Genomic DNA, 20650 nt, shown 5'->3' on the forward strand with positions numbered 1-20650 from the left:
AATTTTTATTCCGATGTAATCAACCTTTTCGCTCTTATAATTGCTAATCTCAAATAACCCTCTAAAGAAGATGCTAAATAATCAACATGGTTAGACTTTGCTCTATAATAAGAAGACTGACTAAAGTTATTCCATGCCACTTCATTATTATAAAGCCACGAAACCATTTCACCCATCTCATCCGGTGTTCTAACAGCCATCCCTGTGGCAGAGATATACTCACTTAAAGAATGTGGCATATGTCTATAAACAGCAGGAGTACCATAAAACTGAGCTTCACAAGCCACCATCTCAAAAGTAAGATGAACATTTAGACAAATAAACAACTTCCTATGTGCCATCCAGTCTCCAAACTCGTCTGTCATATGAGGTACAAACTGTACTTTAGGATGTGGTGGATTTTTTCCTGAATATTGTTTATACGCATATAGGTTGACATGAGGTAGTCGTCTATGGATCGCCTCAATCCAAGCATGTGAGTTACCTCCAATTATATATTCATTGCTTAGCTTAGTCGCATCACCTAAACAAATACCTTCGCGCTGATGAAATGGAATAGTGGCATTACTTTCAGTTGGTAAAATTGTTTTTGGTAATACACATATAAACTCTCTGATTTCATTAAAAATTCTATCCTGAGCTGCACTTTCAGTAAAAACTGTAGCAAAAACAGGAACTTTAGAAGACTTATTATAAAACTTTATTTTTTCTACCATCCAGTTACTTCTATCATCATCATAAAGATATGATAAGTTAACAAGTACTGGTATATTTCGGCTCTGTAAAAAGTTAACTTTATTATCTACGCTTACAAAATCTGGCCTAACTGGATCTCCTGGATATATCCAACATAAATCTATATCTTTTACAATATCTTCATCTAAATCATTAGTTGTATCGAGAGTTTTTACTTCATGTCCTAGATTAACTAATACATCTTTAATAAGTTTACAAGACTTATAAATACCACCTTTAGAAAAAGTGCCAAACCTTCCTATAATTAATAGCTTTAAAGGTAGATTATTATTAAGTGTCCATTCATTAATCGATTTTACAAAATTATTTTGTAAAACTACTGTGTTCTTTCTTGTTTGCGCATTTGAACTAGAGTCTTTATAAATAGAACTAGCATCACTACCCTCAACTGCAACTATTTGGTTAGCTTCATGTTCAATTACGTAAAAAGGAATATTATACTCTTGACCTTTTAGCGAAAAAAATATATCTGCCATGTTAGGCGCTATAAAATCTTTCAACTTAACAGGCATAATACTAGTATGGAACGCACAGCAGCCTGTTCCTAAAATATGAACAGGAGTATCAAATGGTCTATGAGCTTTAAAAGTAAATACACGTCGAGACTTTTGATCATAAAAATCTTCATAAGGCTTTTTAATTAATGACCCATGCCAGCCAACACAGGCCTTGAATTCATATTTTTCCAATTTTTCGATGGTAGTAGATATATAGTTCTTTGGATAAATTAGATCGTCATCACAAGAAAAGTATATACCATTGTGCTCATCGACCCAGAAAAACTTACCTACATCTCCTAAATCTTTGCCTTTAAATCCTTCAACTATTATTTTAGGATGTTTTAGATAATCTGGAATATAACTCCATCCATTTAAATAGACGCCTATTTTTTCTACTTGTGGTAACAAAGAACTAATGGTTTTTTCCAGTGCTAATTCTCTTTCGGGTATTGCCGCAATACCGACAAAGACGTTGTTTGACAGTTTACCTTTGGCAAAATCAACAACCTCTCTTTTCGTTCTATTCTTAATTAGTTCAATATTAAAAAGAATAGTATCAGATAACTCTGGATACTCTACAATCGCTTTCTTATACAGTTCTAACGCTTTATCATAGTCCTGATTTAACATTAGATTGTTAGCTTTCTTTAGTATATTTGTTGAAATCATATCAAGCCTATTTAAATTTAATGAACCATTATTAGTTTATATATCGTTACTATTCACATAGCGTAAAAAATTACTTTTTGAACTCTCTTATCTCTCGGCTCATCATAAAAGGCATTTTAATGAGAGCTTTAGGAGATGTCATTCCGCTCACAAACAAATCACCTAATTTATAAGACAAATGACTTTTTACTTTTTCGGCTTCCCTATTGTCTTTGTATTCTTCTATGTCTGGTAAGTCGACTTGATTTCTATCGAAACTCTGAAATTCTTGGTATTCTTTAAACAGAGCTAAAGGTAAAACCGCTAAATCTTTAGGTTTTTTAGCCTTTACCATCTTCGCTCCAAGCCTATATGGCAGATCATTCTTCACCCTATCAGCTGCTCCATAATATACTGGTGCCTTAGAAGGTTGCTGAGCAGTTACTTGTGGTTGCTCATTTTTTTTGGAAGGCGATAACGACTGGCTTTTTAAATAGTACTTTTCTAACTCTTCTTGAGTACGATGCAGCTGCTTAAGTAGCATCTCATTTTCTTGCTTTAGACTCTCAGCTAATCTATTCCCATCTATAGCGTTTGCTGGGTTCTGACTGTCTTTTGCCTCTTCTAATTTTTTCTCAAGTAGCCCAAACTCTTTTACTTTCTGCTGTTTGTACATTTCATGTGCTGACGACTGACTCTCTAACTGATTTTGAACATCATATAATTGCTCTACAAGCAGTTCTTTTTCTACTGAGTGCTGGGGGTTTTCTTGCTTATCATACAGATCATTTAAGACAGTAACCAACTCTGTTAAATCAGCCTGTTTGGTTCTATAGATTGGCTCACTGCTTTTTATAGCCGCTTTATTCAGTAACGTATTAAACAGCTTAATCACTTCTGGATATTTTTTTAGGATTTCATTATTGATATGATCTATCGCTGCACTACTTTGGTTAGCAGTGTCGGTATCTGAGACTGTATCTGTAGCATCTTTAAAGACTTGCCAATGCTTCTTTAGGCTCAAACCACTAGCAATGGACTGAACTTGCTCCCCTAGCTTGCTAATATTATCGGCTGCACAGCTGCCCTCAATCAGTATGGCTTGACCTTCATAAGTTTCAAGTGTTTCTAGCATTTTCTGATGGTAATCAACCCATTCATTTATAGCTTGATCAATCATGTCTGTAGTTAGAACGGCATCTGCAAATTCTTTAAAAACATTACTTGGATGATCAAATACCAAAACAAACCCTACATCAGGTTCAATCTGCTGCCAATACTCTAAACTCGCTAGGTTCTTATCAGACTCCCAACCCCAGTTCTCAGCATCCAAATTAGCCAAAAGAAAGTCCGTCATCACATTATCAGCCATCTTCTCATTGGTAGATGACATATTTTCTCGCACAAGCACCTTATACAGTGTCTCTGAAACTTGTTCGGCAGTCATATTATGAGTATAGCTATCGTTAGGCCTACTCAAGCCTCTTTCATATAGCTTCTCCATCACCTGCTTAGATTTAGAAGTCTTATGCCCAGCTTGCACGATAATACTCATGTGGATTTCCTTAGTAAGTAACAATAATAATAGATAAGATAAGTTTATTTACTTATAACCATTCGGATTCATACTCTGCCAGCGCCAGGTATCTGCACACATCTCAGCGACAGACAGCTTAGCCTGCCAGCCAAGTAGCACTTTGGCTTTATCAGCACTGGCATAGCAGCTGGCGATGTCTCCGGCACGCCGCGCGACAAACTGATACGGCACAGGCTGCCCTGTGGTATCAGTAAAGGCATTGACCAGCTCTAACACCGACGTACCTGTGCCAGTCCCTAAATTAATGGGTAAAAAACCCACTGCGCTTTGCTCTACCTTGACTTGCTGCTGTAAGTAATTCAGTGCAGCGACATGACCTGCTGCTAGATCAGTGACATGGATAAAATCACGCACGCCCGTGCCATCGACGGTCGGATAGTCATTGCCAAAGATGCTCAGTTTCTCGAGCTTACCGACAGCGACTTGTGAGATATAGGGCATGAGATTGTTTGGAATATCGTTTGGATCTTCGCCTATCTGCCCTGATGGATGCGCGCCCACTGGATTGAAGTACCTAAGAGGAATCAGGTTCCAGCTGGCATCGGATACTGCTAAGTCTTCTAAGATATGCTCGACGGTCAGTTTGCTCTGACCATAGGGATTGGTACAGGAACGCGGGGCGGTCTCATCGATAGGGAGAGTCTCAGGATCACCATAAACCGTAGCAGAGGAGGAAAACACGAGGTTTTTAACGTCGTACTCAGCCATGACTTCGAGTAAGGTGATGGTGCCACTGACGTTGTTATTATAATAAAGTAAGGGCTTGGCCACGGACTCACCGACGGCTTTTAATCCAGCAAAATGAATGACACCAAAGAATTGATGAGCGTCGAACACTTGTCTCAATGCCTTGGCATCACGGATATCGCCCTTAACAAACTCAATAGGAGTACCAATAAGGTGAGAGACACGATTGATCGCTTCACGGCTACTGTTAGATAGGTTGTCATAAACAACTATCGCGTAGCCTGCCTGATGCAAGGCTATACAAGTATGAGAGCCGATGTAGCCTGCACCGCCAGTTACTAAGATTTTACTTTTCATAATTTTTCAAACAAAAAAAGACACCCCATTGTAGAGATGTCTTTTTGATAATTCAACACAGCTTTAGTGGCTTTTTGTAGACTTATGCTGACGTCTATCTTACCAACCCGTAACTTCTTTTAGCTTATCGCCTAGCTTCGATGGGTCACGTGTATACGCGATACCCGCATCTTCAAAGGCTCTAAACTTCTCTTCTGCAGTACCTTGACCACCAGAGATGATCGCGCCAGCATGGCCCATACGCTTGCCTTCTGGAGCAGTGACACCAGCGATGTAGCCAACCACAGGCTTCGTTACATGATCTTTGATATAAGCGGCGGCTTCTTCTTCAGCAGTACCACCGATCTCACCGATCAAGATGATCGCTTCGGTCTGTGGATCTTCTTCAAACAGTTTTAGCGCGTCGATTTGGTTCATACCAGGGATAGGGTCACCACCGATACCGATACAGGTTGACTGACCAAAGCCTAGCTTTGTGGTCTGCGCGACAGCTTCATAAGTCAAAGTACCAGAGCGTGAGATGATACCGACTTTACCTGGCTGATGGATGTGGCCTGGCATGATACCGATTTTGCACTGGCCTGGGGTGATGACGCCTGGGCAGTTAGGACCCACTAGACGCACATCGCCCGCTTCTTCTAGATAGCGCTTGGCTTTTAGCATATCGATAGTCGGTACGCCTTCAGTGATCACGACGATCAGCTTTACGCCAGCATCGATCGCTTCGACGATTGAGTCTAGTACAAATGGTGCTGGTACATAGATCACAGACGCGTCAGCTTGAGTCGCTTCCATCGCTTCCGCCATGGTGTTAAATACTGGCAATCCTAGGTGCGTTTGACCGCCTTTACCTGGCGTGACACCGCCGACGACTTTGGTGCCGTATTCGATGGCTTGCTCTGAATGGAACGTACCATTTTTACCCGTAAAACCTTGTACCAATACTTTGGTATCTTTATCGATTAATACACTCATTATTTTTTCCTTGTATTCGGTTGTCTTGTGACAGCGACTTGACGACTGATGACCACTATCAATGACGATCTGACAATGACGATCTGAGCTTATCAAGTGCCATCACGCTTTGACGACTATGCGATAGCGCTTATATGCTTAGAGTTTGGTTTTATCGCCCTACTCTAAGGCGCTGGCGCAATCGGTATTAAGCTTGTACAGCTTCGACAATTTTTTGTGCAGCGTCTGCGAGGCCCTGAGCTGAGATCAGTTTTAGACCAGACTCTTCTAGGATTTGCGCGCCTTTTTCAGCGTTGTTACCTTCTAGACGGACGACGACTGGTACTTGTACGTCGACTTCTTTGACCGCAGCGATGATGGCTTCTGCGATCATGTCACAGCGTACGATACCGCCGAAGATGTTGATAAGAACGCCTTCTACGCTGCTGTCTTCTAGGATGATTTTGAACGCTTCTACAACGCGATCTTTGGTTGCACCGCCGCCCACGTCTAGGAAGTTAGCAGGCTTACCGCCGTACAGTTTGATGATGTCCATGGTCGCCATAGCAAGACCAGCACCGTTGACCATACAGCCAATGTTACCTTCTAGGGCGACATAGTTTAGGTCAAACTCAGCAGCTTTTAGCTCACGCTCGTTTTCTTGCGTTTTGTCTTGTAGCGCAGCGATTTTTGGTAGGCGATATAGGGCGTTTGAGTCGATACCGATTTTGCCATCGACACAGACGATTTCGCCGTTTTCGCGTACGGCTAATGGGTTGATTTCCATTAGAGCAAAGTCGTTTTCGACAAATGCTTTGTATGCGCCAGTCATCAATTTTACGAACTGGTTGATTTGCTTGCCTTCTAGGCCAAGTTTAAACGCCACATCACGCGCTTGAAAAGGCATAAGACCAACTAATGGATCTACATGTACTTTGAAGATTTTTTCTGGTGTCTCATTAGCGACTTCTTCGATATCGACGCCGCCTTCGGTTGATGCCATAAAGGTCACACGGCGGGTTGCACGGTCGACCACGGCACCAAGATATAGCTCAGTCTGTACTGGATACATATCTTCTGCAACCAAGACGAAGTTGACAGGTTGGCCATCAGCATCAGTCTGGAAGGTGACCAAGTTGGTACCGATAAGCTCTTCTGCCACTTGTTTGGCTTCTTCACGAGTCTTAACCAGCTTTACACCGCCCGCTTTACCACGGCCACCAGCGTGTACCTGTGCTTTGATGACAGCGATATCGGTTGGGGTTTTGTCAAAAGCAGCAGCAGCTTCGTCGCCATTGTGGGCGATGATGCCTTCTTGAATAGGCAATCCGTAGCTTTTTAATAGCTCTTTTGCTTGATACTCATGTAAATTCATTGATTGTATCCCTTGTTTTTTACAATTAATAAAAAGTGAAAATAAGTGCGCGTAGACCAGAGTCTGGCGCACTTATGACCATAGCCGCAGCGCCGATAGTAGTACTATCATTGACGCCTAAATAGTCAAGTCATAAATCGATACTTGCTTATTTGTTTGCTTGTTTTGCAACGGTAGCGAACGACTTATTTTTTACGCTTTTTACGCTGGATAGCGTGAATGGCGCGGCCATCTGCAGATAGCGCCGCTTCGTGTACTGCTTCTGAGATCGTTGGGTGAGCAAACGTCATCAGTTGCAAGTCTTCGATACTAGAGACAAACTCCATCGCGATCATGCCTTGATGGACGATATCACCTGCGCCTGCAGAGATGGCATGCATACCTAACAAGCGATCTGTTTTGGCATCGGCGACGACTTTGATAGAGCCTTGGCCTTCGCTTTGCGCGAGCGCACGACCGTTGGCCGCTAGGTTAAATGAGCCAGTTTTGACTTCATAACCAGCTTCTTCGGCTTCTTGCTCAGTCATGCCAACCCATGCGATTTCTGGATGGGTATAGATGACATTAATGATGGTGTCGTAGTTGACCTGAGCTTTTTCGCCATGGATACGCTCGACGGCCATCATGCCCTCTTCCATCGCTTTGTGCGCAAGCATAGGACCACGTACCAGATCACCGATGGCATAGACGCCGTCTAGATTGGTTTTGCACTGATCGTCGACATCGATTAGACCGCGCTCGGTCAAGGTGATACCGCTGTCTTCGCCCAGTAGTTTTTCAGAGTAGGCACGGCGACCGACACAGACGATTAGCTTATCAAAGCTCTCCTCGCTCGGCTCGCCTTTGGCTTCGCTGGTCACAACGACTTGATCGCCTTTGACTTCGGCGTTGGTGACTTTGGTATCGACACGGATATCAAGGCCCTGCTTTTTCAGCAGTTTGCCGGCTTCTTTAGCGATGTCTTTGTCAGCAGCAGCTAAGAAGCTTGGTAGTGCTTCATATACCACAACCTCACTACCCAAGCGGCGCCATACAGAGCCTAGCTCCAGACCGATCACGCCTGCACCGATCACACCAAGGCGCTTAGGTACTTCAGTGAAGTCAAGTGCGCCAGTCGAGTCGACGATACGGTCGCCGTCAGTTTTGGCCACTGGAATATCGATAGGCACTGAGCCTGCCGCAAGAATGACGTTTTTGGCAGTGATGGTCGTTTCGCTGTCGTCTTCTAGCGCGGTAAATTTAACTTTTTTCTCGCTACCTTTACCATCGATGAGCGTACCCCAGCCTTGTAGCCAGTCAACGCCATTGCCCTTGAGCAATGCTGCCACGCCGCCGGTCAACTGCTTGACGATGCCTTCTTTACGAGCGATCATCTGTTCGATATCGATAGAGACATCACCTGTGCTGATGCCATGCTCAGCTAGGTCATGTTTGGTCGCTTCATAACGATGCGAGCTATCCAGCAAGGCTTTTGATGGGATACAACCGACGTTTAGACAAGTACCGCCAAGCGCAGGCTCGCCTTTATACACGCGTTTTTCGATACAGGCCACGCTCATGCCAAGCTGACCTGCGCGAATGGCTGCTTCATAACCGCCAGGACCGCCGCCGATGACGACCAAATCATAATTGTCTTTCATAGTACGTTCCTATTTTTTTAGATTATTTTAGATTTTGCTCATGTTGTGTGAGGTATATCGGCACGATGGTGTCACTTTTTTGCAATAACGACCGATCTCATCTTTAACCACAGGATTAATTATTTGTCTGGTTTTGATGACGTCTGTATTCGCCAATAGGCTGCCCCCAAATACAGACAGCTCAATAAGGCGTACTAACAGCCAGCCGTCAAACGCCGCCCTATATGACTGCGTTTTCATTAAACGTCACAATTAAACGTCACAATTAAACGTCACAATTAAACGGCTTGATTATTGCTAAGCTTAATCTTGCTTAAATGACAATGGCCGATACCAAAGTTAAAAAACTTGTATCAGCGATTGCCAATACAAGCTTAGAAGCTTACAGGTCTAAAAGAAGCATAGTAGGATCTTCGACCAATTCTTTTAGTGTCACTAAGAATTGTACCGCTTCTTTACCATCGATCATACGGTGGTCATAAGACAGCGCTAGGTACATCATTGGCAAGATCTCAACTTTACCGTCGACTGCCATTGGGCGCTCGTTGATCGCATGCATACCTAAGATAGCAGTTTGCGGTGGGTTCAAGATAGGCGTTGACATGAGTGAGCCAAATACGCCGCCGTTTGAGATAGTGAATGTACCACCCGTCATCTCGTCTAGACCAAGCTTGCCTTCTTGCGCCTTGCTACCGTATTCACGGATTTTGGCTTCGATGTCAGCCATACCCATACGGTCAGTATCACGCAGTACTGGAACGACGAGGCCGCGATCTGATGATACCGCCACACCGATGTCATAAAAACCATGATAAACGATGTCATCACCGTCTAGTGAAGCGTTTACCGCTGGGAAGCGTTTGAGGGCTTCGGTCGCCGCTTTGACAAATAGCGACATAAAACCTAGACGTACGCCATGACGTTTTTCGAACTGGGCTTTGTACTTAGTACGCATGTCCATCAACGGCTTCATATTGACTTCGTTAAAGGTCGTCAACATAGCGGTTTCTTGGGTAGCTGACAGTAGACGCTCAGCGACACGCTTACGTAGGCGCGTCATTGGAACGCGTTTTTCGGTGCGCTCGCCAGTTGACTCTGCCACAGGACGACCACTATCTGACTTGATAGAGCTGTCGGCTTTTAGCGTTGGGTTTGCCATATCACTCTTGGTCACACGGCCACCGCGGCCACTGCCTTCGACGTTTTTCGGATCTACGCCAGACTCTTTGGCCGCTTTACGAACGGCTGGGCTTTGATCTTTATGGTCGGCTTCGTCTTTTTTGTCAGTGGCTTGTACTGGCTCACCGCCATCTGTACCTTGTTTGGCTTGCACTGGTGCCGCTGGCTGGTCTGGGTTGACTGCTGGCTCATCGTTTGAGTCCGTGCTGCCGCTTGCGCCCGCTTCAAACTCAGCGATCAGCTCGTCAGATAGTACTGTGTCATCTACTTGCTTGACGATTTTGGTCACAACACCATCATCAGGTGCCACAACTTCTAAAACAACTTTGTCAGTTTCGATTTCAGCCAATAGGTCATCACGGTTTACTTGCTGACCTTCACTGACATGCCATTCGACGATCGTGCCATCGGCAACCGATTCTGGAAAAACGGGGGCTTTGATATCAGCCATCGATATACTCCTTAGATTTGGATATTTATATGCGTTATTAAGTCGTGATAGGCAGTCAATACTGTGTGCAACAATGTCACTGATAGGTATTGCCAGTACTGACTGTCATCGCCTGCTTCATGTGTCTTCTATAATCTATAACTTGTAACGTCTGTCACTTATCTTACTTTGCCAGCTCATCGACACTGATACCAAGACCGCCTGCGATCAGTGCTTGCTGCTGCTGAGCATGCAGTTTTGGCGAGCCTGTTGCAGGAGCGGCGCTCGGCGGACGTGCTACTGGCTCCATGACTTTTGCCTTGGTTGGATGTGGTACGACGATACGGAACATATGCGGCGCTAGATAGTACCAAGCACCTTGGTTCAATGGCTCTTCTTGCGTCCAAACGATTTCTTTTAGGTTGCTGTATTTTTCGATCTCAGCAATCAAGCGTTTTTCTGGCAACGGATAAAGCTGCTCAATACGGACGATGGCCACATGATCAAGACCAAGCGCACGGCGCTGCTCAAGTAGATCATAGTAGACCTTACCACCACAGAGCACCATACGAGTGATGTTGTCTGCATTGTGCTCATCCATCTCTGGCAGTACCGTCTCAAACTTACCGTTGGCAAGCTCTTCTAGATGAGAGGTAGCTAGCTTATGACGCAGCAGGCTCTTCGGCGACATAACGATAAGCGGCTTACGAATCGGGCGTACCGCTTGACGACGTAAGGCATGATAAATCTGTGCAGGCGTCGTTGGGGTAATCACTTGCATGTTGTCTTCGGCACATAGCTGCAAGAAACGCTCAAGACGTGCTGATGAGTGCTCAGGGCCTTGACCTTCATAGCCATGTGGCAACAGCATGGTCAGACCACAAACGCGCTGCCATTTGGTCTCGCCGCTTGAGATAAACTGGTCAATCACCACTTGTGCGCCGTTGACGAAATCACCAAACTGCGCTTCCCAAACGATGAGCGCGTTTGGTACAGTGGTTGCATAGCCGTATTCAAAGGCCAGTACCGCTTCTTCTGACAACAACGAGTTATAAGTGGCAAAACGTGCTTGGTCTTCGCTGATATGCGATAAGGGCACATACATACTGCCGTCATTGACGTTATAGATCTCACTATGGCGATGCGAGAAAGTACCACGGCCAACGTCTTCACCAGTGATACGAACCAAGACATTGTCATGATCGACCAATGACGCATAGGCCAAGGTTTCAGCAGCGCCCCAGTTCAATGGCTCTTCGCCTGTTTGCATGGCTAAGCGCTGATCGACCATTTTTTGTACTTGACGCTGTAGCTTGTAGCCTTCTGGCATCTGCGCCATACGGCGGCCATACTCTTTTAATTTTTCGATATCGACGCTGGTATCCCACTCATCGACCAAATCATGGCCTAGATAGGGCTTCCAATCGACAAATAACGCTTCGTTTGGCTTGCTGACCAAGGCATTAGCGACATAGTCACCACGGTCTAGCGACTCACGGTAATCATCTTCGTACTGTTTTTCTTCTTCTGCACTAAGGACGCCATCGGCGATGAGTTTTTGTGCGTAGATAGTACGCGTCGTAGGCAGTTTTTTGATAACTGCATACATCAAAGGCTGCGTCGCTGATGGCTCGTCGGCTTCGTTGTGGCCGTTACGGCGATAGCAGAACAAATCAATGATGATGTCTTTGTCAAATTCATGACGGTAGTCTAGTGCCAATTGCGCGGCAAACACCACAGACTCAGGGTCATCGCCATTGACGTGTAAGATAGGTGCATGCACCATCTTGGCCACATCAGTACAGTACTCGGTTGAGCGTGCGTCTTCTTGACGGCTGGTCGTAAAGCCGACTTGGTTGTTGATCACGATATGAACCGTACCACCCGTGGTATAAGCACGCGTCTGTGACATCTGGAAGGTTTCTTGAACCACACCTTGACCAGCAAAAGCAGCATCACCATGGATGACGATTGGCAGCACTGAGTTACCGTCTTTGTTGTCCATAAACGGCTGATCGTTACGGCGAACTTGACGTGCACGTACCGAGCCTTGCAAGACGGGCGCTACGATTTCAAGGTGCGAGGGGTTAAAGGCTAGAGCCAAATGCGCCTCACCACCTGGTGTCATGACGTTAGAAGAAAAACCGTTATGATACTTAACGTCGCCTGAGCCTTTTTCTGGCTGTACCTTACCATCGAACTCATCAAACAAATCGGCAGGGTTTTTACCTAAGATGTTGACCAATAGGTTTAGACGGCCACGGTGCGCCATACCAATGACCATCTCTTTGGTGCCATAGCCGCCAGCACGTTGGATGATTTCATTGATGGCTGGAATAAAGCTCTCGCCGCCTTCTAGACCGAAACGTTTGACGCCGGTATATTTACGAGCCAGATATTTCTCTAGGCCTTCAGCCGCTGTCAGACGCTCTAAGATAGATAGGCGTTTTTCTTTATCAAATTCGATATAGCCTAGGTTGGTCTCGAGGTATTTTTCCATCCAGCGTTTTTCGGTACTGGTGGTCACGTGCATGTATTCAACACCGATATAACGGCAGTACACACGCTCCATAATTTCGATTATCTCACGGAGTGTCGCTTCATCTTTACCGATGTTTAAATCATTGGTCGGAAATACCGTATCGAGATCGGCCTCTGATAGGTTGTGATATGCAAGCGTCAGATCTTCTACTTCGGCACGCGGATGCAGATCTAATGGATCTAGCTTGGCGCGGCGATGACCACGGCGGCGGTAAGCTGAGATCAGCTGCTGCACACCCATTTGTTTAGGGTCCGCGCAGTCGGCACTGCCAGCAGGCGCGCTACTGGTGTCAGTGTTGACTTTATTGGCGGTTTGATTGCGGGCCAGCAATAAAAACTGATCCTTAATAGCATTGTGTTTGGCGTCATTTGGCGACTTGTACTGTTCAAAATACGTTTGCCAGTCCGCATCCACACTATCAGGATCTGTTAGGTATTGCTCGTAGAGCGCTTCGATATAATTGGCATTGTCAGCGGCCAGTTCAGTATGTCCTAGCTCTGCTGCGTCTTTGGTTATACTATTCATAATAATCGTCTATTTGATAGATAAATGAATGGAATCGTGCTTATTATTGTGTAATCTGTCGTATATCTGCTATGTAAACCTTGTGTCACATCAGCGGCTGAGCGTTTATTGACTGAACGTTTATTGATTGTCAAAAGTCTGGATAACCTCTGACATAACTTACGTCAAGCAACAATCAAACAAATTGACCGCTGACTGTCTCTCGTCTATTTTTGCATTGCCGCTAACATACGGTGTCGACAATAGCTAAGTAGTGCTGATCGCAGTTATTACAATACCGTTGGTAAAAATATAACTATTTGTGAACGCTCAGTTTTCTGAACCAACTCGTTTCACAACATTAATTTATATATAATGCAAAAAGCCATAACAAATCTATTAACTAACATTTATTAACCATGGGTTATCCATGCTGGTTTGTGGCAAGCTCATAGTATATATCCACCTGACACATATAGCTGGCTAGGAGCATAGAGATATTGCGTTAGCAACCAATGAATCACCAGTTTTTCTACTTTCAGCTAGCCTTTTATACGGCTGTTTTGGCTGAACCGTTATCCTATCAATGAGATAGGTGACACTTTTAGCCAAATATACATTGCTGTATAGGGTAGCATGTCTACTTTTTACGACATAGTTTGTTTGTTCAATACTAGGTATTTACACAATGAATATCTATTATCAATATAATGATATCATTATTGGCTGATTCTGGCTTGCTATTATACCTAAAGTAGCAAAATCTTCCTAAACATTCGGCCCAATCAAACACTAAATCTACCTAAATAAAGGCAAATACCTCATCAAAACCCTGAGCTAATGTGCGCTTACCCGTATGACTTTTCTATCAAGTTACTGGTATTGCGTATTTAATTATATAGGGCGCGCGCCTTTATCACAGGCCTTCTTACACATGACCAACGTACTGTCAATATAGCTTTACCATCATGCTGTCATCGATGCACGCTAAAAACACATGGCGCTTGCGATGCTGTTTGTAAATGTAGGTTGCGCCGTTAAGAAGCCAACACGCCTTAGTCAATAAAAAACACCACCTAATAACTAGGTGGTGTTTTTTTTACAGTATCTGTAAAAAACCATGCAATTATAAACGATTAACCTGCTTGGTCAATCAACATATTACGCAGATGACCAATTGCTTTGGTTGGATTCAAGCCTTTTGGACAAACTGACACACAGTTCATGATACCGCGGCAACGGAACAAACTAAACGGATCGTCCAAACGTGCAAGACGCGCTTGCGTATCACCATCACGGCTATCAGCCACAAAACGATAGGCGTGTAGCAATGCTGATGGACCTAAGAACTTGTCAGGGTTCCACCAGAATGATGGGCAACTGGTCGAACAGCATGCACATAAGATACATTCGTACAGGCCGTTTAGTTTTTCGCGCTGCTCAGGTGATTGCAGACGCTCTGTCGGCGGTGCTGGCTGATCGTTGATTAAGTACGGGTGTACTTTTTCGTATTGCTCGTAGAACTGGTTCATATCGACGACCAAATCACGAACCACAGGCAGACCTGGTAAAGGACGGACGGTTACTTTTTCTGGCAAGGTGTTCATGTTGATAAGACATGCAAGACCGTTTTTGCCATTGATGTTCATGCCATCAGAGCCACAAATGCCTTCGCGGCAAGAGCGGCGGAAAGTGAGGGTCTCATCTTCTTTCTTTAGGCGTAATAACACGTCAAGCAACATACGATCTGAGTCTAACAGCTCAATCGTATAGGTTTGCATGCGCGGCGCTGCGTCCACATCAGGATCGTAGCGATAGATTTCGATGGTGCGAGTACCTCGGCTCATAATGCTAAACTCCACACATAGGTGATGGCGGGCATACAAAGACTGCAATCTCGTGGCGCTAACGACTGATTTATCGTTAGCGCGGGCAAGTGCATGTAGCTGGCGGTCACCTTTTAATAAATGAATAAGGGATAAAACGTTTGCGCAGTTTATATATCGAGTATATATCAGGCGCGGCGTCCAATATTAGTAGACGCGGACTTTTGGCTCGATATAGTCGACTGTCAACGGCACTTTACGAACTGGCTTATAAATGATGCGGTTGCCTTCAGAATACCACAAGGTATGCTTCATCCACTCGTGATCGTTACGGCCATTTGGTGCGTAATCATCATCCTCTGGGCGATCGTAGTCAGAGACACTGTGCGCGCCGCGGCTTTCGTGACGATGCGCCGCTGAGATCATTGTGGCTTTCGCAACTTCGTATAAGTTTGCCACTTCAAAGGCCTCGATACGAGCGGTGTTAAAGACTTGTGATTTATCAGCCAAGTGGATCTTGTCGATTTTTTCACCCAATGCCAAGATTTTTTCGACACCTTCGTCCATGATGGCTTGGGTACGGAATACGCTGGCATGTTTTTGCATGGTAGCGCGGATTTCATCAGCGACATCTTGCGCGTTGTAGCCTTCAGTAGACTGCTGCAGCTTGTCTAGGCGACGCATGGTGAAGTCAAGCACACGTGGATCTAATGGCTTGTAGTTGTGGTCGGCATGATGGAACTCATCAACGATGTGCTTACCAGCCGCGCGGCCAAATACCACCAAGTCAAGAAGTGAGTTGGTACCTAAGCGGTTGGCACCATGGACACTGACGCACGCACACTCACCGATGGCATAGAGGCCTTTCACCACGTTGCCTTTAGCGTATAGACCGTCTTCATCGGTACCCGCTTCTAGATCTGGTACGATGACCTGACCATGAATCGTGGTTGGAATGCCGCCCATCATATAGTGAATGGTCGGGATAACTGGAATTGGCTCTTTGGTGATGTCGACGTTGGCGAAGTTTTTACCGATCTCAAACACTGACGGTAGACGCTTCATAATGGTATCGACACCTAGGTGCGTCATGTCCATTACGATATGGTCAGCGTTCGGACCACAGCCGCGGCCTTCTTTGATTTCTTGGTCCATCGAGCGCGATACAAGGTCACGAGGCGCTAGGTCTTTGACCGTTGGCGCATAACGCTCCATGAACGCTTCGCCATCTTTGTTACGCAAGATAGCCCCTTCACCGCGGCACCCTTCGGTCAATAGTACGCCGGCACCATGTACGCCCGTTGGGTGGAACTGCCAAAACTCCATATCTTGTAGCGGGATACCAGCACGCACGGCCATACCAATACCGTCACCTGTGTTGATATAAGCGTTGGTAGACGCGGCGAAAATACGGCCTGCACCACCTGTCGCTAGCACGGTGATTGGTGATTGGAAGACAGCAATGGTACCAGTTTCTTGCTCAATCGCCACCACACCGTTGATGTTGCCATTTTCGTCTTTGATCAAATCAAGCGCGATCCACTCGATAAAGAACTCGGTGCCTTGCTCTAGGTTTTTTTGATACAGCGTATGTAGCAAGGCGTGACCTGTACGGTCAGCTGCCGCACACGCGCGTTGTACCGCTTTTTCACCATAGTTTGACGTATGACCACCAAATGGGCGCTGATAAATCGTGCCATCTTCGTTACGGTCAAACGGCATGCCCATGTGCTCAAGCTCATAGACGACTTTTGGCGCTTCACGGCACATATATTCGATCGCGTCTTGGTCACCTAACCAATCTGAGCCTTTTACGGTGTCATAAAAGTGAAAGTGCCAGTTATCGTTACTCATGTTACCCAAACTTGCACCGATGCCACCTTGGGCTGCGACGGTGTGCGAACGGGTTGGGAATACTTTGGTCAAAACTGCAACCTTCATGCCTGACTCAGCCAAATGCAGTGAAGCACGCATTCCTGAACCACCACCACCGACGATGACGGCATCGTAGTTTAGGGTCTTAATATTACTAATGGTATTATCTTGTCTAGTTGCCATTACGGTTTTCCTAATGCCTGTTAATGCTTAGAAGTAAATAAAAAGGCTATCTGTCCTGTGTCTGTACACCAATACTTATTTTCTCAGTGCAGCTTACCTAAAGCATATGACACATCTGGCCTTTAACCACTTAATTTGCATATCTATCGTTATACTGGGCTGAGCGGTATTATGCTCGGCGGCTTATTTATCGAGCGCCCTATCAGCGCATTTGTCTTTTTAAACATAAAATATTAGACATAAAATAAACAAGCAGCCAAACCCAATGCTATGACTATTTTCGGCTATGTATGAATGGCAGTGATAACCAAGCTATCAATCACGTTTACAGCCATCCATTTTTATCGATATTTTGGCGTTACCACCCAATCTGGGTGCTCACCTCATCATTAAACAGCAACGACACCAAAGCCATTACCCCAAAAAATCATGATGCCCCAAAATAGAAAGACTAAAATAGAGATAATCATCAAAGTCTGTAATACCAAACGCAATCTTGGCGCGCTCTCACCCATCTTGCCTGAGGTGATATAGTCAGTGAATACAGTCCACATACCTACCCAAGCATGGCCTGCAAGTGCCACCACAGCGACCAAGCTAAACAGACGCATCGGTAAGCTGGTCATAAATGATGACCACTCAAGATAGGTAACATCGCCATGGGTCAAAAAGAAACCCAGCAACACCACACTATAAACGGCCAAAACGACCGCGCTGATACGCTGGACAATCCAATCACGTGAGCCTGAACCTGTCAGACCAGTTGCGCTTTTGATTCCTGAATCATTTTTAATCATTAGAACATCACCCATACAAATGACGCGACAATTAAAATCGCTGCAATCACAAAACTGACCTTAGATGCGGCGCGGCCAGATTTTAGCTCTTCGTTCATGCCCATATCAGCAAATAAGTGCTTGATGCCCATCACAAAGTGATAAGCAATCGCAGCCACAAATATCCATGCTAAAAAGCGCACAAGTACGTTGTCAAACACGGTCTCAAAACTCTCAGGCGACGCCAATGAGTTCTGTAGTAACCACAGCATGACAGGAATCAATAAAAATAAAATAATGCCAGAGATACGATGCAAGATAGAAGCGATCGCAATCGGTGAGCGATTAACGCTAATCACTTGGCTTAAAGGCAGATCAATAGGTCGGTTGCTTTTCACAGCGGGCATCCTTTTTGCGGTTATACTCCTGTATCTGCTATCAACGCATGACATAGATCGGGATTGTGTCAATTAAGCGTATAGCAACACACGAGACGAATAAAGTAAGGAAGAGCTAGCTGACTTCGTTTAGTTTGTGCTAAAGGTGAAGAAAGAATCATGTGGTAAGGTATTGATACTTTGTCTACGACTGCTCGGTTTACAACTGCTTGGCAAACAGATCGGTCAAACAACCTGTCTATTATACAACAAAGAAAATAAACATGAGTAAGATCGATTAACTAGTCTATTTTTACTGGTCGCACTTATCACAAGATAACCGTGTTTTGTTATCTTGCGATTGTGTTATCTATAAGGGTGCAAACCTGACGCTAAGTGTTTAAAAATAGAACAGTTAACAAGAACATTCAAACCATCGGTTGGGTTTGGGTCTATTGACATTGTCCAGCTGTAACCAAATATGAATACCAGTATGAATAGAGAAGCTCTAGACGACACTATATCATGACCACTTATCAATTCGCACAAAACTCGTGCCAGTTAAGTAGCTGCAATTATAAAATGACTGGGCGATAATTACAAATTTATCCATTATGTGGTAAAAAAGGAACAATCAGTTCACAATACAACAGCGTTTTGTCTTATCAAACATAGCGATACGGCCAGCAATCCTAAAAAAATTTGCCGCACGTACCTTGTCCGCCATATCCATACTGCCAGCTTGCACAGACAAATCATCTCGCCAATCGTGGATACCGAGTCTGATACTTATAAAATCCAAGTGACATCACAGCGCGTCTTTGCCACCAATAAAAAGTAAGATTTGCGGCAAAATAACCAATCAGACATATTTTGATACAAAAATTACAGTGAATAAACACGACTAAACCGTGCCAATTGACGGCATTGATGGTAAAAGTCTTTTCAAATCGCAGGGAATTGCTGCTAATATACCCAGCATATTAAATGCGTTAAATGTATTTTGACCGTTTGACTGAGCATGGCGCGAGGGTAAGCGCCTGTAGTAATCCTGGGCGCGAGGGTATGCGTCTATAGTAATTTTATTCTAACAAGTTAAATCAATGGAGAGCAATTTATGGCTGACACTAATGCCAAACTAACCGTCAATGGTGAAGAATACGAACTTCCTATCATCAAAGGTACTTTAGGGCGCCCAGTTATCGATATTGCTGCTCTACAAGACTCAGGCTTTTGGTCTTATGACCCAGGTTTCAAAGTAACCGCTCCTGTTGAGTCAAAAATTACCTATATCGACGGTGGTAAAGGTGAGCTGTTGCACCGCGGCTACCCTATCGACCAGTTAGCAAACAATGCTGAATACCTAGAAGTGGCCTATGCCTTGATTCATGGCGACTTGCCAAACGCCGAGCAAAAAGCGGACTTTTTTGAAAAAATCCGTAAGCACACAGGCGTACATGACCAATTACGTAAATTCTTTGAAGGCTTCCGCCGTGACGCGCATCCAATGGCGATTATGGTGGGCGTTGTGGGTGCCTTGTCAGCGTTTTATCATGACAACCTAGACGTCAGCAACGAAGAGCACCGCGAAATCACTGCCATTCGTCTGATCGCAAAAATGCCAACGCTTGCGGCGATGAGTTATAAATACTCGCAGGGCGAACCGTTCATGTATCCACGCAACGACTTTAGCTACGCGGAAAACTTCTTGTACATGATGTTTGCCACGCCTGCTGATGTGGACTATGAGCCAAACGACGTGGTCACCCGCGCGATGGACAAAATCTTCACCTTGCACGCAGACCATGAGCAAAACGCCTCGACCTCTACTGTGCGCCTAGCTGGCTCAACGGGTGCCAACCCTTACGCCTGTATCGCCGCTGGTATCGCCGCCCTTTGGGGTCCATCACATGGCGGCGCCAACGAAGCTGTGCTTGAGATGCTAGATGAAATCGGTACTGTCGAAAACGTGCCAGCATTTATGGAAAAAGTGAAGAGCCGTGAAGTGAAGCTCATGGGCTTTGGTCACCGTGTTTACAAAAACTTCGACCCACGCGCCCAAGTCATGAAAGAGACCTGTGATGAAGTACTCGGCGCACTAGGCATCAACGATCCTAAGCTTGAACTGGCCATGGCACTAGAAAAAATCGCTTTAGAAGATCCGTTCTTCGTTGAGCGTAACCTGTATCCAAACGTTGACTTCTACTCTGGCATCATCCTAAAAGCCATCGGTATCCCAACGTCTATGTTTACTGTCATCTTCTCATTGGCGCGTACCTCAGGCTGGATCAGCCACTGGTTAGAGATGCACAGCGCACCGTTCAAAATCGGTCGCCCACGTCAGCTATACACTGGCGAGACGCATCGTGACTTTGTCAAAGTAGAAGACCGCAAGTAATCTGCTTAGATACGGCATGTGTATAAAATAATCATAAAAAATCCCG

13 protein-coding genes are annotated in these 20650 nt (G+C 45.0%); 1 reads left to right on the forward strand and 12 read right to left on the reverse strand.

Translation table 11 applies throughout. The features are described from left to right. Positions 1–5 precede the first annotated feature (5 nt). The 12 genes from J3491_RS01385 to sdhC form a co-directional block, all read right to left on the reverse strand. Entirely contained in the window at positions 6–1925 is a 1920-nt protein-coding gene (locus J3491_RS01385; RefSeq protein ID WP_207968961.1) for a tetratricopeptide repeat protein, read from the reverse strand. A gap of 70 nt (positions 1926–1995) precedes the next feature. After that, positions 1996–3459, reverse strand: a complete 1464-nt coding sequence (locus J3491_RS01390) for a hypothetical protein (protein ID WP_207968962.1) — start codon at positions 3457–3459, stop codon at positions 1996–1998. Positions 3460–3507: 48 nt separating this feature from the next. Then, positions 3508–4545, reverse strand: coding sequence for a UDP-glucose 4-epimerase GalE (gene galE / locus J3491_RS01395; RefSeq protein WP_207968963.1), 1038 nt, complete (start codon positions 4543–4545; stop codon positions 3508–3510). Positions 4546–4644: 99 nt separating this feature from the next. Then, positions 4645–5520 (reverse strand): succinate--CoA ligase subunit alpha, encoded by an 876-nt coding sequence (gene sucD, locus J3491_RS01400; protein ID WP_207968964.1) that lies wholly within the window; start codon positions 5518–5520, stop codon positions 4645–4647. Between the two features lie 187 nt (positions 5521–5707). Further along, positions 5708–6874, reverse strand: coding sequence for an ADP-forming succinate--CoA ligase subunit beta (gene sucC, locus J3491_RS01405; protein ID WP_075101408.1), 1167 nt, complete (start codon positions 6872–6874; stop codon positions 5708–5710). Between the two features lie 185 nt (positions 6875–7059). Beyond that, on the reverse strand, positions 7060–8514 hold the full coding sequence (gene lpdA, locus J3491_RS01410) for a dihydrolipoyl dehydrogenase (RefSeq protein WP_207968965.1): 1455 nt from the start codon (positions 8512–8514) through the stop codon (positions 7060–7062). 382 nt (positions 8515–8896) lie between these two features. Continuing rightward, entirely contained in the window at positions 8897–10144 is a 1248-nt protein-coding gene (gene odhB, locus J3491_RS01415; protein WP_100748693.1) for a 2-oxoglutarate dehydrogenase complex dihydrolipoyllysine-residue succinyltransferase, read from the reverse strand. Positions 10145–10307: 163 nt separating this feature from the next. Next, on the reverse strand, positions 10308–13190 hold the full coding sequence (locus J3491_RS01420) for a 2-oxoglutarate dehydrogenase E1 component (RefSeq protein WP_207968966.1): 2883 nt from the start codon (positions 13188–13190) through the stop codon (positions 10308–10310). Positions 13191–14305: 1115 nt separating this feature from the next. After that, complete coding sequence (locus J3491_RS01425; protein WP_207968967.1) at positions 14306–15016, reverse strand: succinate dehydrogenase iron-sulfur subunit; 711 nt, start codon at positions 15014–15016, stop codon at positions 14306–14308. A gap of 186 nt (positions 15017–15202) precedes the next feature. Beyond that, positions 15203–17053, reverse strand: a complete 1851-nt coding sequence (gene sdhA, locus J3491_RS01430) for a succinate dehydrogenase flavoprotein subunit (protein WP_207968968.1) — start codon at positions 17051–17053, stop codon at positions 15203–15205. Positions 17054–17442: 389 nt separating this feature from the next. Beyond that, positions 17443–17847: a succinate dehydrogenase, hydrophobic membrane anchor protein gene (gene sdhD / locus J3491_RS01435; protein WP_075101435.1), complete on the reverse strand. Its 405-nt coding sequence runs from the start codon at positions 17845–17847 to the stop codon at positions 17443–17445. A 2-nt stretch (positions 17848–17849) separates the two neighbouring features. Continuing rightward, complete coding sequence (gene sdhC / locus J3491_RS01440) at positions 17850–18236, reverse strand: succinate dehydrogenase, cytochrome b556 subunit (RefSeq protein ID WP_075101402.1); 387 nt, start codon at positions 18234–18236, stop codon at positions 17850–17852. Positions 18237–19323: 1087 nt separating this feature from the next. Here sdhC and gltA point away from each other — a divergent pair. Then, positions 19324–20604, forward strand: a complete 1281-nt coding sequence (gene gltA / locus J3491_RS01445) for a citrate synthase (protein WP_100748689.1) — start codon at positions 19324–19326, stop codon at positions 20602–20604. The last annotated feature ends 46 nt before the right edge of the window (positions 20605–20650 follow it).

The organism is Psychrobacter halodurans (assembly GCF_017498075.1).
Classification (GTDB): domain Bacteria; phylum Pseudomonadota; class Gammaproteobacteria; order Pseudomonadales; family Moraxellaceae; genus Psychrobacter; species Psychrobacter celer.